Here is a 19,903-nt window from a genome sequence, read left to right on the forward strand (position 1 = left end):
AATGAATACAAGACCTCTTTATTTAAAAGACGTGCAAAAACATAATTTATTAGGCTCAATAATTTTAACCTTGTGCCTTGTATTATTTAGCCAGCTTGCTTTAGCTAATACCGTCAGTGTTCAAACAGATCGTCAAAATGTAGAAATGGGTGACATCATAACGCTTTCTATTAAAACAGACTTTCAGGCCAAAGGTAGTGCTTTAGACCTTACGGGTTTAAAACAAAATTTTGCTGTTTTAAACCAACAACAAAGTAATCAAATTCAAATTATTAATGGTAAATACTCTTCTTTTACAGAGTGGCAAATTCAAATTTTACCTAAGGAGATTGGTAATTTAACCATTCCACCTATTGCCATTGATGGTATTAAAAGTAAGCCTTACTCAATTACTGTAAAAAAAGCCGAATATTTAGATGGTAATGCCCCCTATTTTTTAGAAGCAGAAGCCAATAAAAAACAAGTGCATGTTCAAGAACAGCTCATTTACACCTTACGTTTTTACAATAAAGGTAGCCTGATTAACGGTAATATACGTCCACCAGAATTTAAAAATTCCTTAAAAGAATCTCTAAAAGAACAGTCTGTATATGGCAAAACCATTAATGGCCAACAATATACGGTATACGAATGGCAGTATGCTGTTTTTCCACAATCTAGTGGTCAATTAACGATTAATGGCCCAACCTTTACCGGATTAATTCAATTGCGTGGTAAAGATAAAGGCGTACAAGCCGCAGCCAAATCAACGGTTGTAAATGTATTACCCGCTGAAAAAAGCAACGCGCCTTATTGGTTACCAGCCGAAGATGTTACCCTTACCCAAAAATGGGAAAATACCCCAAAAACCATTCAAGTTGGTGACAGCCTTCGTCGTATTATTACTTTAACGGTTAAAGGCTTAAAAGCTTCTCAGCTCCCTAATATTACTAGCCAAGGTGACGATAACTTTAAAGTTTATGCTGATGAAGCAAAATCTAGTCAAACCCTTTCAGACAAGGGCGTACAAAGCATTAAAATAATTTCTCAGGCTATTGTACCTACCAAAGCAGGCACCATTCACTTACCGGATAAAACGATTACTTGGTGGAATACTGCTACCAAAAAATTTGAAACCGCTGTTTTAAAAAGCAAGCCTATTACCGTTTGGCCTGCTGATGGTAATCAAAATCAAGCGATTCCTGCTACTACAGATTTTAGTAACAATGCAAAAACGCCATTAAAACCAAATCACTCTACTAAACCATATCAAGCTAAAGCTAATCAAACTACTGGCGGCCTAGACGAAATATTCTCTATTCCTGCTTGGGTCTGGCCAATTATTATCGCTGTTATCTTATCTATTTTGTTACTGACACTTATTGTGCTTATGCGTACACGTAAACAGCTAAAAGAACTGCAAAATAGGCCTGCTACAGCCATAAATACACAAACAAATGCTCACCCTAAGACTTTTAATAATAAATGGTGTGACATGCCCTTGCCGGAGTTCTATAAAGAACTTTTACGTCAATTACATGATGAGTTTAATATTAAAAGTGTTGATTCAATTAATAATGCGCATTTACGCACAGCCATATTTGATTTAGAAGCGCATTTATTTGCAAATAAAGACTTACCCTATAAAACAATAGAAACCATATGTGATAACTGGGCATCTATGGTGACCCAAACAAATGCAACCATACTAAAAAAAGGTGAATTAAACTCGCTTTATCGCAATGGCTAATAAATAAAAGATGCACTAATAAAAAAGGCACTCATAGTAGAGTGCCTTTTTATTTCTGCTGCATTAACTCCAAAAAAGAGTTAATGAAAAAAATACATTAAAGATTAGCTTGAAAAATGTCTTTCTGCCAATTTTTGTACCTCAGGATAATTAGTTTTACCTGTTCCTAAAATAGGTACTTGCTCTACTAAAATAACTGTTTTAGGAATCATTAAATCTGACACCTTGTTTTCTTTAGCTGCGTCAGTAACCGTTTTACGGCTTAAGGTAACATCGTCAGTCACCAATACTAATTGTTCACCCTTACGTTCATCAGGTACAGCAACAACAACATGATGCCCTTCTGGGCTTGCTAAATTAATATAAGTTTCAACTGCGGTTAACGACACCATCTCTCCGCCAATTTTGGCAAAACGTTTTGCACGTCCTTTAATCCAAACATACCCATCTTCATCCACATCAACAATATCACCCGTATCGTGCCATCCATCTTTAGGTGGTTGTAAAAGACCGGGTTGATCAGGTAATAAATATCCCATCATAATATTAGGGCCCTTAACAAATAGGCGTCCCCCTTCTTCAATACCAGGCACGGGTTCAAGACGATGTTCTATTGCTGGGACTAGAGGTCCAACAGAACCATGTTTATATCCCATAGGCGTATTAACAGAAATAACAGGCGTTGTTTCAGTTACCCCATAACCTTCAAATATAGGCTGATGATACTTATTTGCATACAATTCTCTGGTTTCCGGGCGCAACCTTTCTGCCCCAGCAACCATCGCTTTTACACTATAAAAATCAAATGGGTCTGCTTTACGTGCGTAACCACTGTAAAAAGTATCGGTACCAAAAATAAAGGTGGAGTTGGTTTGATACACCATTTCTGGTACAACGGCGTAATGTACTGGTGACGGATACATAAAGACTTTAGCACCCTTTAATACAGGCCATAATAAACCTGCAGTTAGCCCAAAACAGTGGAACGTAGGCAATGCATTAAAAATTTTATCTTCAGAATAAACATTAAACACCGCATGAATTTGTTCAATGTTATTTATAATATTTTTATGCGATAACACAACCCCTTTTGGCACTCCTTCTGAACCAGAGGTAAATAATACAACCGCTTCGCTATCAAATGCTTTTTTGTACCCTAAAAGAGTTTTTGGTGAAGTAACCAGGCCTGCTAATTTTGAAAAAAGACCAATTTGAGTTCGAACATCTTCTAAATATAAAAAATTTACCTTTTCAGACAATTTTTCAATCAAATCCTCAATTTCAAAAGCCTCTATAAACTTTTTAGAAGTAACAATGGTTTGCAGTTCTGCTGTTTCACAAGCCGATTCAATAGCCGCTTGGCCTGCCGTAAAATTTATCATAGCTGGTACATAACCGTAAGCTTGCAAAGCAAAAAAACTGGCTGGCATACCTGCAACATTTGGCAACATCAAACCAACACGTTTTTGATCTTGTAAATTTTTATGTAGCGCTTTACCTAAAATAACTGAAGCTTGAGTTAATTTTTTTAAGCTAAGTTTTTGATTATTTATATCTTCAATACAAATGTCTTTAGCCCAAAACCGCTTTTTAGCCGCAATAAGACTCGCAAATAACGAATGTTCAACTACGCTTGCATTAAACCCTGCATCACGTAATAAATTAAAAACGACTTGCTTGTAATGTTTGTGTTTCTCATGACTTTTAAGTGTTTTTTCTACGGATATAGTGGCATGTGGCTGAATATGAAGTTGAATTTTTGGAAACCACATACGTTTAATAAAGGCGAATTTAGTCCCATCTAAATAAGAAAAACGACTATAAACCGCACCACTAATATAAATAGGTAATACAGCGGCTTTCGTTTTGTCGGCAATTAATCCTGTGCCTTCATACACCTTCATTAATGAGCCATTTGTAGTAATGCGACCTTCTGGAAAAATCATACATTGATTGTGCTTTTTCAGTTCATCAATCATATGTTTTGCCGCATAGGGACTATGAATATCAACTTTAAAAAAATGACTCATCGATAAAATAAAGCGTTCATGCCATTTTTTAGTATGCGATGTATCCACCATAAAAGTGGTTTCGCCTGGTATAAATAAGTCAAGTAAAGGGCCATCCAATAACGACACATGATTAGCAATAATTAATAATGGACGCTCACTATTAACGGCTTGCTGATAGTTTTCTAGCCCTTTTACCTCAACTCGGTAAACCCACTTTAATAGCCTTTTTACAACAAATTTAAACAACCATTTCATGTGTTTTTAGTACCTTTTATTGTTCTTTTAATCTATTTTTATACAGTATGTTGGCGACTAAAATATTAACTAAAGCCAGCACAACAAACATCTCTAATAAACTTAGAGACAAGGCAAATCCAATCATTATTAATACGGCAGAAACCACCATAAAGAGAGCATTTACAATATTATTTACGGCCACTATTCTAGCACGGAGGTGTACAGGCGTATGGGTTTGCAAAATAGTATAAAGCGGCACGATATACATACCACCAAATACTGCCATTAATGAAAAAAAGACTAAAGATAAATTAGATGGCCATTGCGTTAAAAACTGGCTCATCGTTAATAATGTTTCATGTGAAACATCGGGGTTAACTGCAAGTGGATAGTGAACGCTAGAGATAGAATATACCGCCAACATTATCATCACTGACATACCCAAAACCATACTCCAATGCCATTTAAGGGTTGCCTTAATCGGCATTATTTTGGTCACAAGACCTGAGCCCAATGCAATGCCAATTGAGAATAAAGTTAAAAATAACATAACCACTTTATCGTCGGCAAAAACATCGTATTTAACCAAAGCCGGAATTTGACTTAACATCACCGCACCAATAAACCAAAACCAAGAAATAGCCATAATCGCAAAAAAAGCTATATGATGCTTTCGGCTTTCTTGTATCACTTCATAGGTACTACGAAACCAATTCCAATTTATCACTAAACTATCATCATACTGTTGGCTTTGTTCAACGCGTAAACTAAATAAATAACCCGCAATAGCAACCAAAATGACCAGGCCTGCCATAATCCATAAGCCACCGTCAACCAGCACACCCAGGCCTCCTAAAATGGTACCCGTTAAAATAGCAATAAAGGTTGAACCACTAAATAAGCCATTTCCTTTAATCAAATGTTTTTCATCTAAAATCTCAGGCAAAATAGAATATTTAATTGGCCCAAAAAAAGACGACTGACTACCCATTAAAAATAGAGTAATAAACAATAACCACAGATTTTGAGAAATGAGTGCTAAACCGCCCAGAAACATAATAAAAATTTCAGCGAGTTTGATTTTTTTAATCAAATCACTTTTAGGATAATGATCAGAAAGTTGCCCAGCAAGAGCCGAGAAGATAAAGAAAGGTAAAATAAACAAACCTGCGGCTAAGGTAATTAATAACCCTGTATCAGCCGCACTATTTGTTAATTTAAAGGTGATGAGCATCACCATGGCGTTTTTAAAAAGATTATCGTTAAAGGCACCCAAAAACTGTACCCAAAACAGAGGGTAAAAACTTTTATTAAGTAGTAAGCTTCTTTGCTTTTTTATTGAGTGATCAATCATTTATGCATTCATTTTGGTAAAAACCTGCATTATTCAATGCATAAAATATCTTTAGTGAACCCTTTGCAAGAGTGAGCTGCATGAAAAAAATGCAATAAATTTACCTGATTATGGCAAATACATACAAATAATTAGCAATAATCCATCTATAGATCTAGATTTTTATATATTTCCAACCCGAATTTAATCTTTCTACAACTGCATCAATGGCTGGTTTATCGTGTTTGACATTAGGTAAAAGGTTAATTACTTTACCACGTGCTCTCGCTCTTGCTAATGCTCTTTTACAGGCATAAAGGGTCAAATTATCATACTTGTTTAATAACTTATTTAACTCTTTGCTATTAGGGTTATTAACATCAAGTAACTCGATACCATTGCTATTTGAAATTAAATCTACCTTTACTTTTTCAGGCGAATTTTCTAATAAACTCTCAATTTCTTTAATTGCTAACTGTTGCTTGTCTGGTAGATCAGAATCGATATGTACCAAAAAGTTATCAGATTTTGCCACCGAAGAAAGTTGTATCATCTGAGGATATGGTTGACTAAATTCATAGGCTTTTAAAGCCCCTGCACCGATCAATAAACCCAAGAACAATGAAGCCGCTACAGCCTTAGGTAATGACCATATTGATTTAACAGCAGAAACAGACTCTTTTGATTTATTAACCGGTGGGTTTGGAATCTGGTGCGTATAAACCGTACTCAATTTTGCTTTAAGTTGTTTTAATTCTTGAAGTTTTTTATTAATTTCTTTATTACTTTTTAGAACAGATTCTAATTCCGAAGATTCTTTTTGACTTAGTTCTCCGTCCAAATAAGCGTGTAAATGATATGTTTCAATAGAATCTTTCATCTCTATCTCCGCATAGGAACAATGTTTGTTCCATATTTTTCAATGTGTTTCATACGTTTTAATAAATTCTCTCTGCCGCGTGATATTCTGCTCATTACAGTACCTATTGGAGTATCTGTAATTTGCGCAATCTGCTGGTAACTAAACCCTTGTAAGTCAACTAAAGCAATAACTTCTCTTTGCTCAAACGGTAAGCTTGCCATCGCTTTAAATAAACAGTCTGCTTTTTGCTCTGCAATCATCTCTGTTTCGCTGCAATTTTGAGCAAAATATTCATCTATTTCATCTTCGTTTGTCCACTGCCAACGTTTGTTAAAACGCATAATATCCAAAAAGGTATTTCGCATAATTGTGACGAGAAATGCATCTAAATGTTCTAAATCTGCAATATCTTTAGACTTTTCTAATGCTTTTAAAAAAGTTTCCTGCACCAAATCTTCTGCCTGAGAAGCCTGATGACACCAGGCATATGCCAATCTATATAATGTCAGATGCTTTTCTGCAAATAAAGCATTTAATTGTCTTTTTTTATGTTTGTCACCAAACAGGTTTGTAACCGTTAATGATAATGTCATCGTTGTATCTTATTCAAATTAGCCTTTTTCGATATTAGTCGATAAATTCCAAATTGTAAAACCTTTTGTATATTAGCAATTTACGATATTAACCGGGCTATTAGGGCAATAAATTCTTTCATCTCAAGTCAGTGGAATAATTTCAAGACTCCAAACGTTTACTAGATAAGCGCGCTGAAATTTGAACCTAATTATCGAAGGAAATATTTATGCAAAAAAACAAATTAGTTAACGTTATAGCTTTTGTGTTCGGCTTGTTATTTGCCCTACCTAGCTTTGCTGCACAAACGGAGCTACCACTTCCTGAAACATTTGCAGAACATAAAGTAGTTTTACAAATCAGTGATAGCAATCCTTTTAAACAAACATTGATATTAAACGTAGCGGGTAATCTGCAACGTTACTACGGTGCCGACAATGTAGATATTGAAGTAGTGGCATTTGGCCCTGGTGTACGTTTGATGTTCGACGGAAATGTAAATTCTACTCGTATTACTACCTTAATGGACTCTGGTGTACGTTTTACCGCTTGCCAAAACACAATCAACAACATGGCAAAAAAACTGGGCTATGCGCCAAAAATACAAAAAAACATTGCCATTGCTCCTGCAGGTGCAGGCCGAGTATTACAACTTAATGCCGCTGGTTGGCAAATTCTTAAACCATAACTCTTAAACCATAACTCATATTATTTAGGGCAACATCATGACTAAAATCAAACACATTTTTCCATTGATCTTTTTTCTAGCACTTATTGGTCAATCTTTTTCAAGCATGGCTTCAAGTGACCGATACGGCACACAAAAAGTGGTTTATCACATTAATTACGATGACGCTAAAAGACAATCTAGTGCGTTAAGAAATATTCAAAACCATATTAATGCGGTAGGCGAAGATCACCTAGACGTTAGAGTGGTTATGCACGGTAAAGGGCTAACACTTATTGTTAAACCTGATGCTTTAGGTCATCTACCACATGTTTCTGCAGGTAATGCAAACCAAGCGATTAAACAAAAAATTGATAACTTAAAACTACAAGGCGTTAAGTTTGATGTTTGCGCTAATACCGTTAAAAGCCAAGGTATTAATATTAATAAAGACCTATATGACGTTAATAAAGATGACATCGTACCAAGTGGTGTTGCGGAATTATCGCTGCTAGAAAGCGAAGGTTTTACTTACCTTAGACCTTAACAAAAAGTAATAAACGTAAATATTTATAAAGCTAAAAATAATAAAAAAACAAATAATCTTAGAGGATTAACAATGAACAACAAACAACATATTTTAAAAAAATCAGCCCTATTAATCGCGCTATCTTGCGCTATGGCAGCACCAGCTGCTCATGCTGCTAACTGGCTAATGTTACAAGGTACCGAAAAACCTGACCAAGCACCTGCTGCCAAACTATGGGGATTTGCTCAAATTAATTATCAACAAACTGATGATACAAAAATTCAAGCAGGCCCTAACACTGGTAAATCTGCAGCATTCAATCAAATTACACCGCAGTTAAGTAGCTCAAGTACATTTGACGTAAAACGTGCGCGTATAGGCGTTAGAGGAGCTAACTTCCCATTAGATAAAAATGTGAACTACTTTTTAATGATGGAATTTGGTAATAACGGGATTACTACCGGTAAAAATGGTTCACAAGGCCAGTTAACTGACGCCAGTATTACCCTAAACCACATAAAAGGCGCACGTGTAAGAGTGGGTTTATTTAAAAACCCAGGTTCTGAAGAAATGTTTAAAGGGATTCCTGTTTTTAACTATATCAACTTTACAAGTGGAACAGACCGCCTATTACTTGAACGAAAAATTGATGATAGCACCAGTTATAACAGTACAACAGGCGTAGGTACAGGCGTAAGAACTGATGGTGTTTTTGCCGGACGAGATACTGGTATTCAAGTATTTGACAGCTTTAAAAATGGTGACTGGGAAAACAGTTATGCCATTAAATACGGAAATGGTAATGGCCTAGCTGTTTCAGATGACAACAAAAGCAAAGACCTTTATTTATATGTTTCAACAGAAAAAATCTTTGATAACTCTCAAGGCGCAAGACGTCACAGCTTAAAAATGTATGCCTGGTCAGACCAAGGTAAACGTACCTACAACAACACGGATTTTGACCGTAATCGTGCAGGGCTTGGTATGACTTATTTTGATGGTAAATACCGAGTAGCAGCAGAATACATTACAGCGGATGGTATGATTTTTGGTGGCCCAGTTGGTGGTGTAGCAGGTAATGATTTAACAGTATTTACTGACCAAAAAGCGGACGCTTACCAATTAGACCTTGGTTACCGCATTAAACCAAATCTTGAATTAAATGCTCGTTATGACGTATTAGACAGTGCAACGGCTAACGACTCACAATCTGGCACAAATGCAGATAAACATCGTTTATTTACCACCACAACACTGGGTGCTCAGTACTTCTTTAATAAAAAGACATCTGCCCGTTTGAACTATGAGATTCGTAATATAGATGCTCCAGATGCGCCTTCAAGTGCACCAGTTCACGATATTTTAGATGGTATAGACAACCGCATCTCTGCTCAGTTAATGATGGTATTTTAATTAAAACTTACCAAACACAAATAAAAAAGGCTTTCACTGCAAAACAGATGAAAGCCTATTAACATTTTCTCGTTGTATTGGTTCATTTTAGCCTAAGATAAACCAACTTGCCCTTACACTTTCTTGGTGTAAGGGCTTTTTTTATGTCTGCTAAACGGTAACGATCATTACAATTAACTTGCAATACCGCTGTGCCTTAATAAAGCATCAATTTCAGGTTCACGGCCTCTAAAGGTTTTAAACAATACCATTGGGTCAATTGACCCCCCTGCTGCTAAAATGGTATTTTTAAAATGCATACCTGTTTCTGGGTTTAAGATACCGGTTTCTTCAAACAGACTAAACGCATCTGCAGACAATACCTCCGCCCATTTATAACTGTAATACCCTGCTGCGTAACCGCCAGCAAAAATATGACTAAAGCTATGAAGTTGTCGGCTAAATTTTGGTGGTTGTACCACAGCCACTTCATTTCTAATTCTCTGAGCAATATCCAAAACATTTTCAGGTGAATCGGGGTTATAAAAAGTATGCAATTCAAAATCAACTAAAGAAAATTCAATCTGACGCAACATCATCATCGCTGACTGAAAGCCACGACCTTTTTGCAGTGCTTCAAATAAATCACTCGGTAAGGTTTCACCCGTCTCTACATGTGAAGAGATAAAATCTAATCCCTCTCTCTCCCAACAAAAATTCTCCATAAACTGTGATGGTAGTTCAACCGCATCCCAAGGTACACCAGCAATACCAGAAACATCTAATTGTTCCATTTTGGTAAATAGGTGGTGAATACCATGACCAAATTCATGAAATAACGTGGTCACCTCATCATGAGTTAAGCACGCTTCTTTGTTGCCAATTGGTGGCGTAAAGTTACAGACTAAATAGGCCACGGGCGTTTGTAATTTGCCTTTAGGATGTTGCCAACGAGTAATGGCTGAATCCATCCATGCTCCGCCACGTTTATTTTCACGTGCGTATAAATCTAAATAAAAATGCCCCACAACTTGATTGGTTTCATCGGTTAATTCAAAAAATCGCACGTCTTTATGCCAAGTTTCAACATCATTTTTAACATTGATATTAATACCAAACAGTTTTTGAGTAATTGAGAATAGGCCTTGTAGCACTTTTTCTACCGGAAAATAAGGGCGTAGTTTTTCTTGCGACAAAGATAAAGTTTTATTTTTTAACTTTTCAGATGCATAGGTTACATCCCATGGTTGAAAATCATCAATCCCTAATTCAGTTTTAGCAAAAGCTTTTAGGGTTTCTAATTCTTGTTGAGCTTGCGGTTTTGACTTAACCGCTAAATCTCTTAAAAAACCTAAAACCTGATCGGTTGACTCTGCCATTTTGGTGGCTAAAGAGTATTCTGCATAATTTTTAAACCCTAATAGCGTGGCTAACTGATGGCGATCAGCACGAATAATATCAATTAATTCACTGTTATCAAATTGAGTATTATCAGCTTGATCTGAAGCACGAGTAGAAAACGCCTTATAAACTTCTGCACGTAACGCTCTATTATCAGCATGAGTTATTACCGCTAAATAAGAAGGAAAATCTAAAGTTACACACCAACCGCTTAATGATTTTTGCTCTGCTAACTGCTGTAATAAGCCCATGGCCGATTCTGGCAGACCCGCTAAATCATTTTTGTCTTCAATGTGTTTTGACCAGGCTTGGGTTGATTTAAGTACGTTATTGCCAAACTGACTGCTGTTTTGTGACAAACGTTGTTTAAGGTCTTTGTAAATAGCTTGTTTATCTGCAGGCAAAGCAATGCCACTTAACCTAAAGTTTCGCAGTGCGTTTTCAATGACTTTTTTCTGTGCAAGGTTGTAATTCTGATATTCATCACTTTGCGAAAGTGCATTAAACTTTTTATACAGACCTGCATTTTGACCATTCTCAGTGTAATACTGCGTGACCTTTTCTAAACAATTGGTATAGGCTTTATGCCAATCGTCATTATTCATAACGGCATCTAAATGCCCAACAGGCCCCCATACTTTTTCAAAGCGGTTATCAATGCTTTCAAGTGGTTCTACAAAATTTTGCCAAGTCGGTTCTTCTGTTGAAGCAACCAGTTCATCAATGACCTTTTTATTATCAGCCAATAATTGTGAAACGGCAGGTTCAATATGTTCCACGTGAAACGCAGTAAATTCTGGGAAATGTGAATCTGATAAAAAAGGATTTTGAGTTACAGCTGTTGAAGATTGTGTCATAAGGTATCGGTCTTTGTGTTTGGGTTATATTGGTATGTATTTCTATTTTAGAGATTAATTATTTGGGATATAACTCTTTGTATGGCTATTTATTGAAAATTCAACTCAATTTACCAGGCCTGGTAAATTTAAATAATTATTCTGTTAACAATTACTCACCTTGAATAGTGACGACTATAGTTCTTGATCCACCATGATTACGGTGTTCACAAAGGTAGATACCTTGCCAAATTCCTAGATTTGGATAACCATTGGTAATGGGAAGCGTTAAATCAAAACCTAAAAGGCTACCCTTTAAATGTGCGGGCATATCATCTGAACCCTCATCAATATGGGTGTAATACGGTTTATTCTCTGATACAACATCATTAAAAAAACTCTCGAAATCATCTCGTACTGATGGGTCGGCGTTTTCATTAATGGTAAGTGAGGCTGAGGTATGCTTAATAAGGATATGCATTAATCCAATATTAATACCGCTCAGTTCAGGTAGGTTAGAAAGGATTTCATTGGTTACTAAATGAAATCCTCGTGGTTGTGCTTTTAGGGTAATGGTTTTTTGAATCCACATAGCTGGGACCTCAGTTTACTTAAAAATAGATCTAGACTATTTTAAGAATTTGACACACGTAATACCAGGCCTGCTGAAATTATAATAAAGACAGCGGCAAACAGTAAGCACGCTTCCATACCTAATGTTTGATACACATAACCGGATAATACGGTTCCCATTAAACGACCACCGGCATTAGCCATGTAATAAAAACCAACGTCTTTAGAAGCACCATCTTCATTGGCCATTGATACAATTAAATATGAATGCACGGATGAGTTAAGCGCAAAAAACAGGGCAAATAAACCCAAACCAATAATAATGACCCATTGTGGATTGACTGATAATTGCCAAGCCATAACCAAAGGCACTAGAGCTAAAGCTAAAGCCAATTTCATGGCGGTACTTACTGTTGGATTACTGTGTTGTTTTTTAGATAACCCCAGTATTTTTGGTGTGGTGGCTTGTATGAACCCGTAACCAATTACCCATAAGGCCATAAACGTGCCTACTTCATGAAAGCTCCAACCCAGTACACCTTGTAGATAGATTGGCAAGGCGACCACAAACCAAATATCCCTAGCACCAAACAAAAAGAATCGCGCTGCAGACAACCAATTGATTGCGGGTGATTTTGAGAACATTTCAGCAAACTTACTTTTGTTTTTAGATTTACCTATTGAGCCATCCAAAAACAACAGTGAAACAGTTAAAGCCACCATTAACATGGCAGACATTACCCACATTGAATTAGCAAAACCTACCCATTCAAGTAACACCGCACCTAAAAAGAAGCCTACCCCTTTCAATGCATTTTTTGACCCCGTTAAAACACTCACCCATTTATATAGGGTTCCGTCAGTATCGCTCGCCAAAGATTTAATGCTGCTTTTAGCACTCATTTTATTTAAGTCTTTGGCAATACCGGACAAAGCTTGAGCCAACATAACGTAAACAACACCCAACCATTCATCCGGCACGGTAAGCATCACCAAGGCAACGATTTGTAATGCCAAACCAATATTCATGGTGACGTTAAGGCCTAATCTTGCTCCTAACCAACCACCGACTAAATTAGTGACAATGCCAAAAAATTCATAAAATAAAAACAACATCGCAATGGCTAAAGGCGAGTAACCTAGCTGGTAAAAATACAATAAAACCAACATGCGTAAAGCGCCGTCAGTTAAGGTATATGCCCAATAATTTGCAGTAACAATAGCGTATTGTTTTGTTGCGTTCATGTGTAAAACCTTTTACAGATTACATATTAAACAGGCCTGGTAAAATTGCGTTTTAACCAGGCCTGTTAATTTCAAATAGATAAGCAATTCTAATTTAGTTTGCTATCAAAATTGCTTGCTTCAATTACCAACTTAACTCACTAATTTATTATCCTTAGCCACTTTAACCGCTAATTCCATCATGCGTGAAACATAGCCTATTTCATTGTCATACCAAGCCAATAATTTAACTTGAGTACCATTTACAACCATAGTTGATGGTGCATCAATCACACTAGAACAGGTTTCACCTTTGTAATCTACTGAAACTAACGGGCGAGTTTCAAAACCTAATATATCTTTTAAATAGGTTTCTGATGCTTCTTTAAGCACACCATTAACCTCTTCAACAGAAGTTGGTTTTTCCATCTCTAATACTAAATCCGTTAGAGATGCATTCATTAAAGGGACACGAACAGCTACACCATTTAATTTGCCATTTAACTCAGGAAAAATAGTACCAATTGCTGTGGCTGAACCTGTTGATGTTGGAATCAGTGATTCAAAACTCGCTCGCGCTCTGCGTAAATCTTTATGCCCATGATCCACTACTTTTTGAGTATTGGTGCGATCATGCAAAGTCGTTATCATGCCGTGTTTAATACCTAACTTTTCATGCATCACCTTAATGACAGGTGCAATACAGTTAGTGGTACAAGAAGCGGCGGTAATAATTGGATCTTGCCCTGGTACAACAATGTCATCATTGATTCCCATCACAATATTCTTAATACCCTCTTTCATAGGCGCGGCCACAATCACTTGTTTAACACCTTGATCTAGATAAGCTTGAATGGTTTCAATCGTTCTAAATTTGCCCGTTGATTCAATCACAACATCTACATTTAAATCACCCCATTGAGTTTCAGAAATATCTTTATTCATGGAATAACCAATGACTTTATCACCTATGACAATTTTGCCATCTTGCTCAATCGCTTCATGGTGCCAACGACCATGTGCTGAATCAAAATTAAGTAAATGCGCAGAACCTACTGCATCGGTTGCTATTTCATTAATATGCACAATTTCTATCTCGGGCCAATCAAATGCAACACGCATACCCAAACGGCCCATACGACCAAAACCATTAATGGCGACTCTTACTTTATTCGTCATAACTTTTCCTAAAATTTACAATATTTATTGATTATTTATATTTTTAATAACTTTTAAAACTCACCCTAGTTTTTACTAAAAAGGGATTGTGTATGAATGAAATAAAAAGATTATATAAAGTTTTATTTAAAGGCCTTATTAAGATTTTGTGACACTAACGTATTAATAAATAAAACTATTTAAAAATTAAGGGTAATCTCATAACGAGGCTTATCCCTTAAAAATTATTTACACAACGGTAATACAGATTATTTAGCTGACAACCAATCTTTAACGTTTTGTTTAGTTGGCATACCACCAGAGTGAACCACTTTATTATTGATGACTACACCAGGAGTACTCATAACACCGTATGAAGCAATTTCTGAAATATCTTCAACCTTAATAACCGATACTGTTACACCCATCTCTGTTGCGGTTGTTTCAATTAATTTCACCGCGTTAGCGCAAGTTTTACAGCCTGTTCCAAGCACTTTAATTTCTAAACCTTCACCACCACAACACGCTGTTGCTGTCTCTTTATTTTCATCCGTAGCAGAACCCGAACAACATGGTTCTTTTTTATCATCTGAACAACAATCACTATTATTTGTTTCACGTGAAACATCATCACCACAACAAGCATTATTCGTTGATTTTGGTTCTTCTGATGCACAACAAGTACCCGTTGTATCTGATATACAACAAGCACCCGTTTTTGAGTCTTTAGGTAAAAAACCACTCATTGGACACCAACCTGTAAAGGTGGCTTGTAACGCATTAAGACCTACAAGCAACGTTAACCATAACCAGTTGGGTTTTAGTAAATCAACTTGCCCTGTAAAATGCGCTAATAGTATTGGCACAATAATCATGATAGAAATCATGCGAATCATAATATTACCTTTCATAAAAACTCCTTTTAAACGATAATTTAAAGATAAATAAATAACCAATTACAGATTTACCAGGCCTGGTAAATTGAACTGAATAAAATTAAAAATATAACCAACTAAAGTAAAAGATACCGCTAACACTCCAACAAAAATGGCTAAAGCTGGCCACTGAATAACCTTTCTTAAAATTAATAGTTCTGGCAAAGACAAAGCAGCAATACTCATCATTAAAGCTAAACTCGTTCCTAAAGGAACACCTTTAGATAACATGGCTTCAATAATAGGTATAACACCAATAGCATCAGAATAAAGTGGCACACCCAATAGAACTGCAGCCGGTACACTCCACCAACTTGCCGCACCCGTTAAGGTTTGAGAAACCCAAGCCTCAGGAACAAAACCGTGAAACAAAGCACCAATTGAAATACCAATAACAACCCAATACCAAATGCGCTTAACAATTACCTTTACTTCACTCCAAGCAAAATCATGTTTTTCTGTAAAGCTTGATCGAACAGATTCAGCAGACCCCTGCCCTTTCATTTTAATATCCCAAACATAGGACTCTACCCATTTTTCGGGATTAAATCTTTCAATAATCATTGATCCAATATACGCAACAGTAACGCCTGCTAACACATACATTAAGGCAACTTTCCAACCCAATAGTGAGATCAACAAAACAACAGCCACTTCATTAATCATTGGGCTGGCAATCAAAAATGCAAATGTAATCCCTAAAGGTATACGCGCTTCTACAAACCCAATAAAAAGGGGTACAGATGAACAAGAGCAAAAAGGGGTAACTGAACCCAAGGTGATAGCCAAACTGCGTCCTACCCACCTAGGTTTACCAGCAACCACATCTCTAATCTTTTCAGTTGATAAGGCCGCCCTTAACATACCCATTATGTAAATAATGGCTATCAGTAAAAAGAAGATTTTTGCCGTATCCATTACAAAAAACTGTACAGCAGAACCCATTTGAGTTTCAGGTGATAAACCTAATAAATCGTAAGAAACCCAATCTCCTAAAACGGTAAATATTTCAAACATGATTAACTCCTACATGCCTTCTTCAAACTGTAAGTAGGTACGATTTAAAATTGTTTTATGCCAAGAATCATAATGTTTAAGGTGTTTAAATTCTGGCCAATCTTTATTGTCTTGCACTGCTTGTTGTACCCCAATCATGTCATCAGCCGCAGCGGACATAACAGTAACTAATTTATCTAAATAATTACCTGTATCCTGTCTCGCTTTATCCCAATTGCAAACTTGACCATGCCCAGGCACAATAAATTTAGCTGGCAACTTTTCAGCTTTATGAAAAGCTTTTTGCCAAGTTGCAACATGACTAAAAGGAAGTACGCCTAACATACGGTCTACATAAATTAAATCACCAGAAAACAAGACTTTTTGTTTTGGTAACCAAACCACGGCATCGCCAGGAAAATGTGCGTCACCAAAATGTTTTAATTCAAAAACCTCACCACCAATCGTCATTGATGCACTATCCCCTGCAAAAGGTTCACTTGAACTTACTGGTTTGGTTGCTGCAAAATTTTTAGACACTTTGGTCATATTAGCAATCTGGTCATCCCCCATCGTTTTTTGAGTTTTAACCGTTTTTTCAAGTGCATAAATTTTAGCGCCCTGGTCTTTAAAATAGCCGTTACCTAACCATCTATGATCTTGGCTTCCTGTATTAATAACTGCAATAATAGGTTTTGATGTAACCACTTCAACCGCTTTTTTTAAGGCTTTTGCTGATGGTATACCTGCACCAGAATCAATTAAAACCGCACCCTTTTCAGTAATAACCAAACCAATATTGTCATTTAACCCAAGGTTTTCTGGTGTACGATCAGTTATAGGACCAATATAGGCATAAACATTATCTGTTACTTTATTAAATTTAAAATCCATAGCCATTACAGGTACTGCAACGAATGAACTGACCAATAATATAATGCTAAAAAATAAACTTTTTATTTTCATATAAACTCCTAAATGTATAAATCCGCATAAACGTATATATTGATATTATTATCTTAATTATGGTAAATTACAAGCTATAAACTAAAAATAAAATATTGAGAAAATAAAAAATTATGACACTCGAAGAAATTAGTCAGCTATTTAAAGCTTTATCAGACCCCATTCGTTTAAGAATTCTTTATCTATTAATGAAAAAAGATTCTTTTTGCGTATGCGAAATTGTTGAAATTTTGGGTATTGGTCAAAGCACCGTATCAAGACATTTGGCTTATATGAAGAATTCAGGGTTAGTTGAGTCTTGGCGTGAAGGTGTATGGATGCATTACTCTCTTAAAAAAGAGAATATTGAATTTATAGAATTGGCAAAATTAAAGTCACAATTAGAAAACTGTGATGAGATTATCAGCGGCAATGAGAAATTAGAAAAAGGGAATTTATTCTGTTCAGCAAATTAGTTTTGCACAAAACCTAAAAACATTAATTACGTAAGGTTATTAAGAAAAAAACAGATAAATTACTCAAAAATATCTAAATACAGCCTCACTATTCAATTTTTATTAGAAAAACAATAAAAGATATTAACTAGGCTCTAAAAATGGCTACAACATAGGTAAATGAAAGCCATTATTTCTTATAAAAGAAAGAAATTATAAAATTTAATCAACTTTATCGGCATCAGTATTAGGTAACTTATTTTCAACCGTGGTTTGTATTAACTCTAAACGAGCGATACGTTTTGCCAAAGTATGCAATTGTTTAAAACCATCTACTAATTGCATCTCATATCTAAAAACCGTTAATCTTTGTTCTGTTGGCTGAAATTTTTTAATTTGATGTTTTAAAGCATCTTGTATTAATAAATCAATAATTGGTTCTATTGCTAATACAGACATGGCTGATTCACTATCCGTTTTATAAATACTAATTAGAGCTTTATCAAGTGACTTACCTACTTCATTAGATAATTGACCAACCAGTTGAAGCATTGTTTCACTTGGTTTGGTACTATTTTGAATCATATTATGTAAAACATTAAAAATATTTGTTTCAAAACTTTCTAATATAGCTTCTAACGAATTTAATACATTTAATAATTTTAAGTATTCATTTTGCTCTTCAGGTGTAAGTTCATTTTGACCTAATCGCCCAAGATACGACAATATTTTTCTTTGATAACTTCTAAACCTTCTAATGTTTAAGTCTTCTTTTGAGAGTTTATCTAAATTAGGTTCACTTACTAAAGCAATAATACGTTTATAAAACAACGATTGTTTCTGTTGATAAACCTCTAATTCTTGCTTAACGCCATTCATTGCCATAGATGGCGTGCTTAAAAGTGCATCGTCTATAAATTCGGTTTTAAACTCTGCTGAATTTTTTTCTTCATCAATAATAGGAACAATTTTATGGATTATCCATAAAAATACAGAGATAAATGGTAAAAACAAAAGCAAAACAATAAAGTTAAATAAGCTATTTGCATTGGCAATTTGTCTAGGAACATTGTCAGCTAAATAAACAGTAGAATGCACAATGCTGGCGTCATGTAAATTGCTTTCCCCAGAAACAAACATAGCCAAATAAGGGATAAATGGTATAAAAACCAAAACCCCTAAAACATTGATTAAAACAAGCATATAGCCTGTTCTCTTGGCCTCTCTTGATTTACCAATTGTTGCAATCATTGCCGTTACAGTCGTTCCAATATGCGCCCCCATAGCCAAAGCAATACCCGCAGGTAAGGTTAAAAAACCATTACTGGCTAATACAATAACAATACCAATGGTTGCAGATGACGATTGCACTAAAGCAGTAAAAACAAGCGCCACCAAAATACCATATAGCGGGTTTTCCATTTCAATCATAAAGTCTAAAAATGGTTGATAATTACTCAGTGGTGACATCCCATCACTCATGATATTCATACCAAAAAATATAAAACCTAATCCCATTATTAGCCGACCGATGGCAATTTTTTTATTTAATCTCGCAAAGAATTGAATACCAAAACCTATAGCAATCATTAATAAAGCTAAATTTGTCACTTTAAAAGCAATGACCTGGGCAGTAATGGTTGTACCTAAATTAGCCCCCATAAGAATGCCTGTGGCTTGTCCTACCGTCATTAAGCCAGCAGATACAAAGCCAACCGTTAACACACTGGTAATAGATGAAGATTGAATAACCGCTGTTACCCCTGCCCCTGTAATAGCACCCATTACGCGGTTAGTCGTCAGCTTAGCTAGCAGGTTTTTCATTTGATCCCCTGCAACGACTAACAAGCCTTTGATAAGCTGTTCCATACCAAATAAAAACATGGCTAATCCACCCGTTAACCACATAATCATGGTAAACCAGTCTAATTGCGCAATATTTTGTTGCTGTGAATAGGCTGCTGAAGCGTAAAGAATTGTTGTGCAAATAATAAAAGGAACACTAAGAAAAGAAAGCTTCATGACCAGGCCTGCAAAATTAGAATA

17 protein-coding genes are annotated in these 19,903 nt (G+C 35.8%); 5 read left to right on the forward strand and 12 right to left on the reverse strand.

Annotated features, from left to right (window positions below; translation table 11 throughout):
* The first annotated feature begins 1 nt into the window (after nt 1).
* Nucleotides 2–1,729, forward strand: coding sequence for a BatD family protein (locus ACYQ0E_RS00320; protein ID WP_460186275.1), 1,728 nt, complete (start codon nt 2–4; stop codon nt 1,727–1,729).
* Between the two features lie 104 nt (nt 1,730–1,833).
* Here the strand turns inward: ACYQ0E_RS00320 and ACYQ0E_RS00325 are convergent, their stop codons facing one another.
* The 4 genes from ACYQ0E_RS00325 to ACYQ0E_RS00340 all read right to left on the reverse strand — a co-directional run bounded on the left by ACYQ0E_RS00325 (nt 1,834) and on the right by ACYQ0E_RS00340 (nt 6,766).
* A complete protein-coding gene (locus ACYQ0E_RS00325) occupies nt 1,834–3,996 on the reverse strand; it encodes an AMP-binding protein (RefSeq protein WP_460186276.1) in 2,163 nt (720 codons plus the stop codon).
* 16 nt (nt 3,997–4,012) lie between these two features.
* Nucleotides 4,013–5,332: an MFS transporter gene (locus ACYQ0E_RS00330; RefSeq protein ID WP_460186277.1), complete on the reverse strand. Its 1,320-nt coding sequence runs from the start codon at nt 5,330–5,332 to the stop codon at nt 4,013–4,015.
* A gap of 154 nt (nt 5,333–5,486) precedes the next feature.
* Complete coding sequence (locus tag ACYQ0E_RS00335; protein ID WP_460186278.1) at nt 5,487–6,191, reverse strand: hypothetical protein; 705 nt, start codon at nt 6,189–6,191, stop codon at nt 5,487–5,489.
* Between the two features lie 2 nt (nt 6,192–6,193).
* Nucleotides 6,194–6,766: an RNA polymerase sigma factor gene (locus tag ACYQ0E_RS00340; RefSeq protein ID WP_460186279.1), complete on the reverse strand. Its 573-nt coding sequence runs from the start codon at nt 6,764–6,766 to the stop codon at nt 6,194–6,196.
* Nucleotides 6,767–6,975: 209 nt separating this feature from the next.
* Between ACYQ0E_RS00340 and ACYQ0E_RS00345 the strand changes: the two genes are divergently transcribed.
* From ACYQ0E_RS00345 to ACYQ0E_RS00355, 3 genes are all read left to right on the forward strand, one after another.
* A complete protein-coding gene (locus ACYQ0E_RS00345) occupies nt 6,976–7,434 on the forward strand; it encodes a DsrE family protein (protein WP_460186280.1) in 459 nt (152 codons plus the stop codon).
* Nucleotides 7,435–7,471: 37 nt separating this feature from the next.
* Nucleotides 7,472–7,960, forward strand: coding sequence for a DsrE family protein (locus ACYQ0E_RS00350; protein WP_460186281.1), 489 nt, complete (start codon nt 7,472–7,474; stop codon nt 7,958–7,960).
* Nucleotides 7,961–8,032: 72 nt separating this feature from the next.
* Nucleotides 8,033–9,355 (forward strand): porin, encoded by a 1,323-nt coding sequence (locus tag ACYQ0E_RS00355; RefSeq protein WP_460186282.1) that lies wholly within the window; start codon nt 8,033–8,035, stop codon nt 9,353–9,355.
* 173 nt (nt 9,356–9,528) lie between these two features.
* Here ACYQ0E_RS00355 and ACYQ0E_RS00360 read toward each other — a convergent pair whose 3' ends face one another.
* From ACYQ0E_RS00360 to ACYQ0E_RS00390, 7 genes are all read right to left on the reverse strand, one after another.
* Nucleotides 9,529–11,592 (reverse strand): M3 family metallopeptidase, encoded by a 2,064-nt coding sequence (locus ACYQ0E_RS00360; protein ID WP_460186283.1) that lies wholly within the window; start codon nt 11,590–11,592, stop codon nt 9,529–9,531.
* Between the two features lie 151 nt (nt 11,593–11,743).
* Nucleotides 11,744–12,163 carry a secondary thiamine-phosphate synthase enzyme YjbQ gene (locus ACYQ0E_RS00365; RefSeq protein ID WP_460186284.1) on the reverse strand — a complete coding sequence of 140 codons (420 nt, stop codon included), beginning with the start codon at nt 12,161–12,163 and terminating at the stop codon, nt 11,744–11,746.
* Between the two features lie 41 nt (nt 12,164–12,204).
* The gene (gene arsJ, locus ACYQ0E_RS00370; protein ID WP_460186285.1) at nt 12,205–13,389 is read right to left on the reverse strand and encodes an organoarsenical effux MFS transporter ArsJ; all 1,185 of its coding nucleotides are present in this window, start codon (nt 13,387–13,389) and stop codon (nt 12,205–12,207) included.
* A gap of 132 nt (nt 13,390–13,521) precedes the next feature.
* Nucleotides 13,522–14,547: an ArsJ-associated glyceraldehyde-3-phosphate dehydrogenase gene (locus tag ACYQ0E_RS00375; RefSeq protein WP_460186286.1), complete on the reverse strand. Its 1,026-nt coding sequence runs from the start codon at nt 14,545–14,547 to the stop codon at nt 13,522–13,524.
* Nucleotides 14,548–14,795: 248 nt separating this feature from the next.
* Nucleotides 14,796–15,437: an MTH895/ArsE family thioredoxin-like protein gene (locus ACYQ0E_RS00380; protein WP_460186287.1), complete on the reverse strand. Its 642-nt coding sequence runs from the start codon at nt 15,435–15,437 to the stop codon at nt 14,796–14,798.
* Nucleotides 15,438–15,482: 45 nt separating this feature from the next.
* Nucleotides 15,483–16,478: a permease gene (locus ACYQ0E_RS00385; RefSeq protein WP_460186288.1), complete on the reverse strand. Its 996-nt coding sequence runs from the start codon at nt 16,476–16,478 to the stop codon at nt 15,483–15,485.
* A gap of 9 nt (nt 16,479–16,487) precedes the next feature.
* A complete protein-coding gene (locus ACYQ0E_RS00390; RefSeq protein WP_460186289.1) occupies nt 16,488–17,423 on the reverse strand; it encodes an MBL fold metallo-hydrolase in 936 nt (311 codons plus the stop codon).
* 113 nt (nt 17,424–17,536) lie between these two features.
* On the opposite strand from ACYQ0E_RS00390, the gene ACYQ0E_RS00395 reads away from it, so the two are divergent.
* Entirely contained in the window at nt 17,537–17,878 is a 342-nt protein-coding gene (locus ACYQ0E_RS00395) for an ArsR/SmtB family transcription factor (RefSeq protein ID WP_460186290.1), read from the forward strand.
* Nucleotides 17,879–18,079: 201 nt separating this feature from the next.
* Here ACYQ0E_RS00395 and ACYQ0E_RS00400 read toward each other — a convergent pair whose 3' ends face one another.
* The gene (locus ACYQ0E_RS00400) at nt 18,080–19,879 is read right to left on the reverse strand and encodes a Na/Pi cotransporter family protein (protein WP_460186291.1); all 1,800 of its coding nucleotides are present in this window, start codon (nt 19,877–19,879) and stop codon (nt 18,080–18,082) included.
* Nucleotides 19,880–19,903: the final 24 nt, after the last annotated feature.

The organism is Thiomicrorhabdus hydrogeniphila, assembly GCF_054656895.1.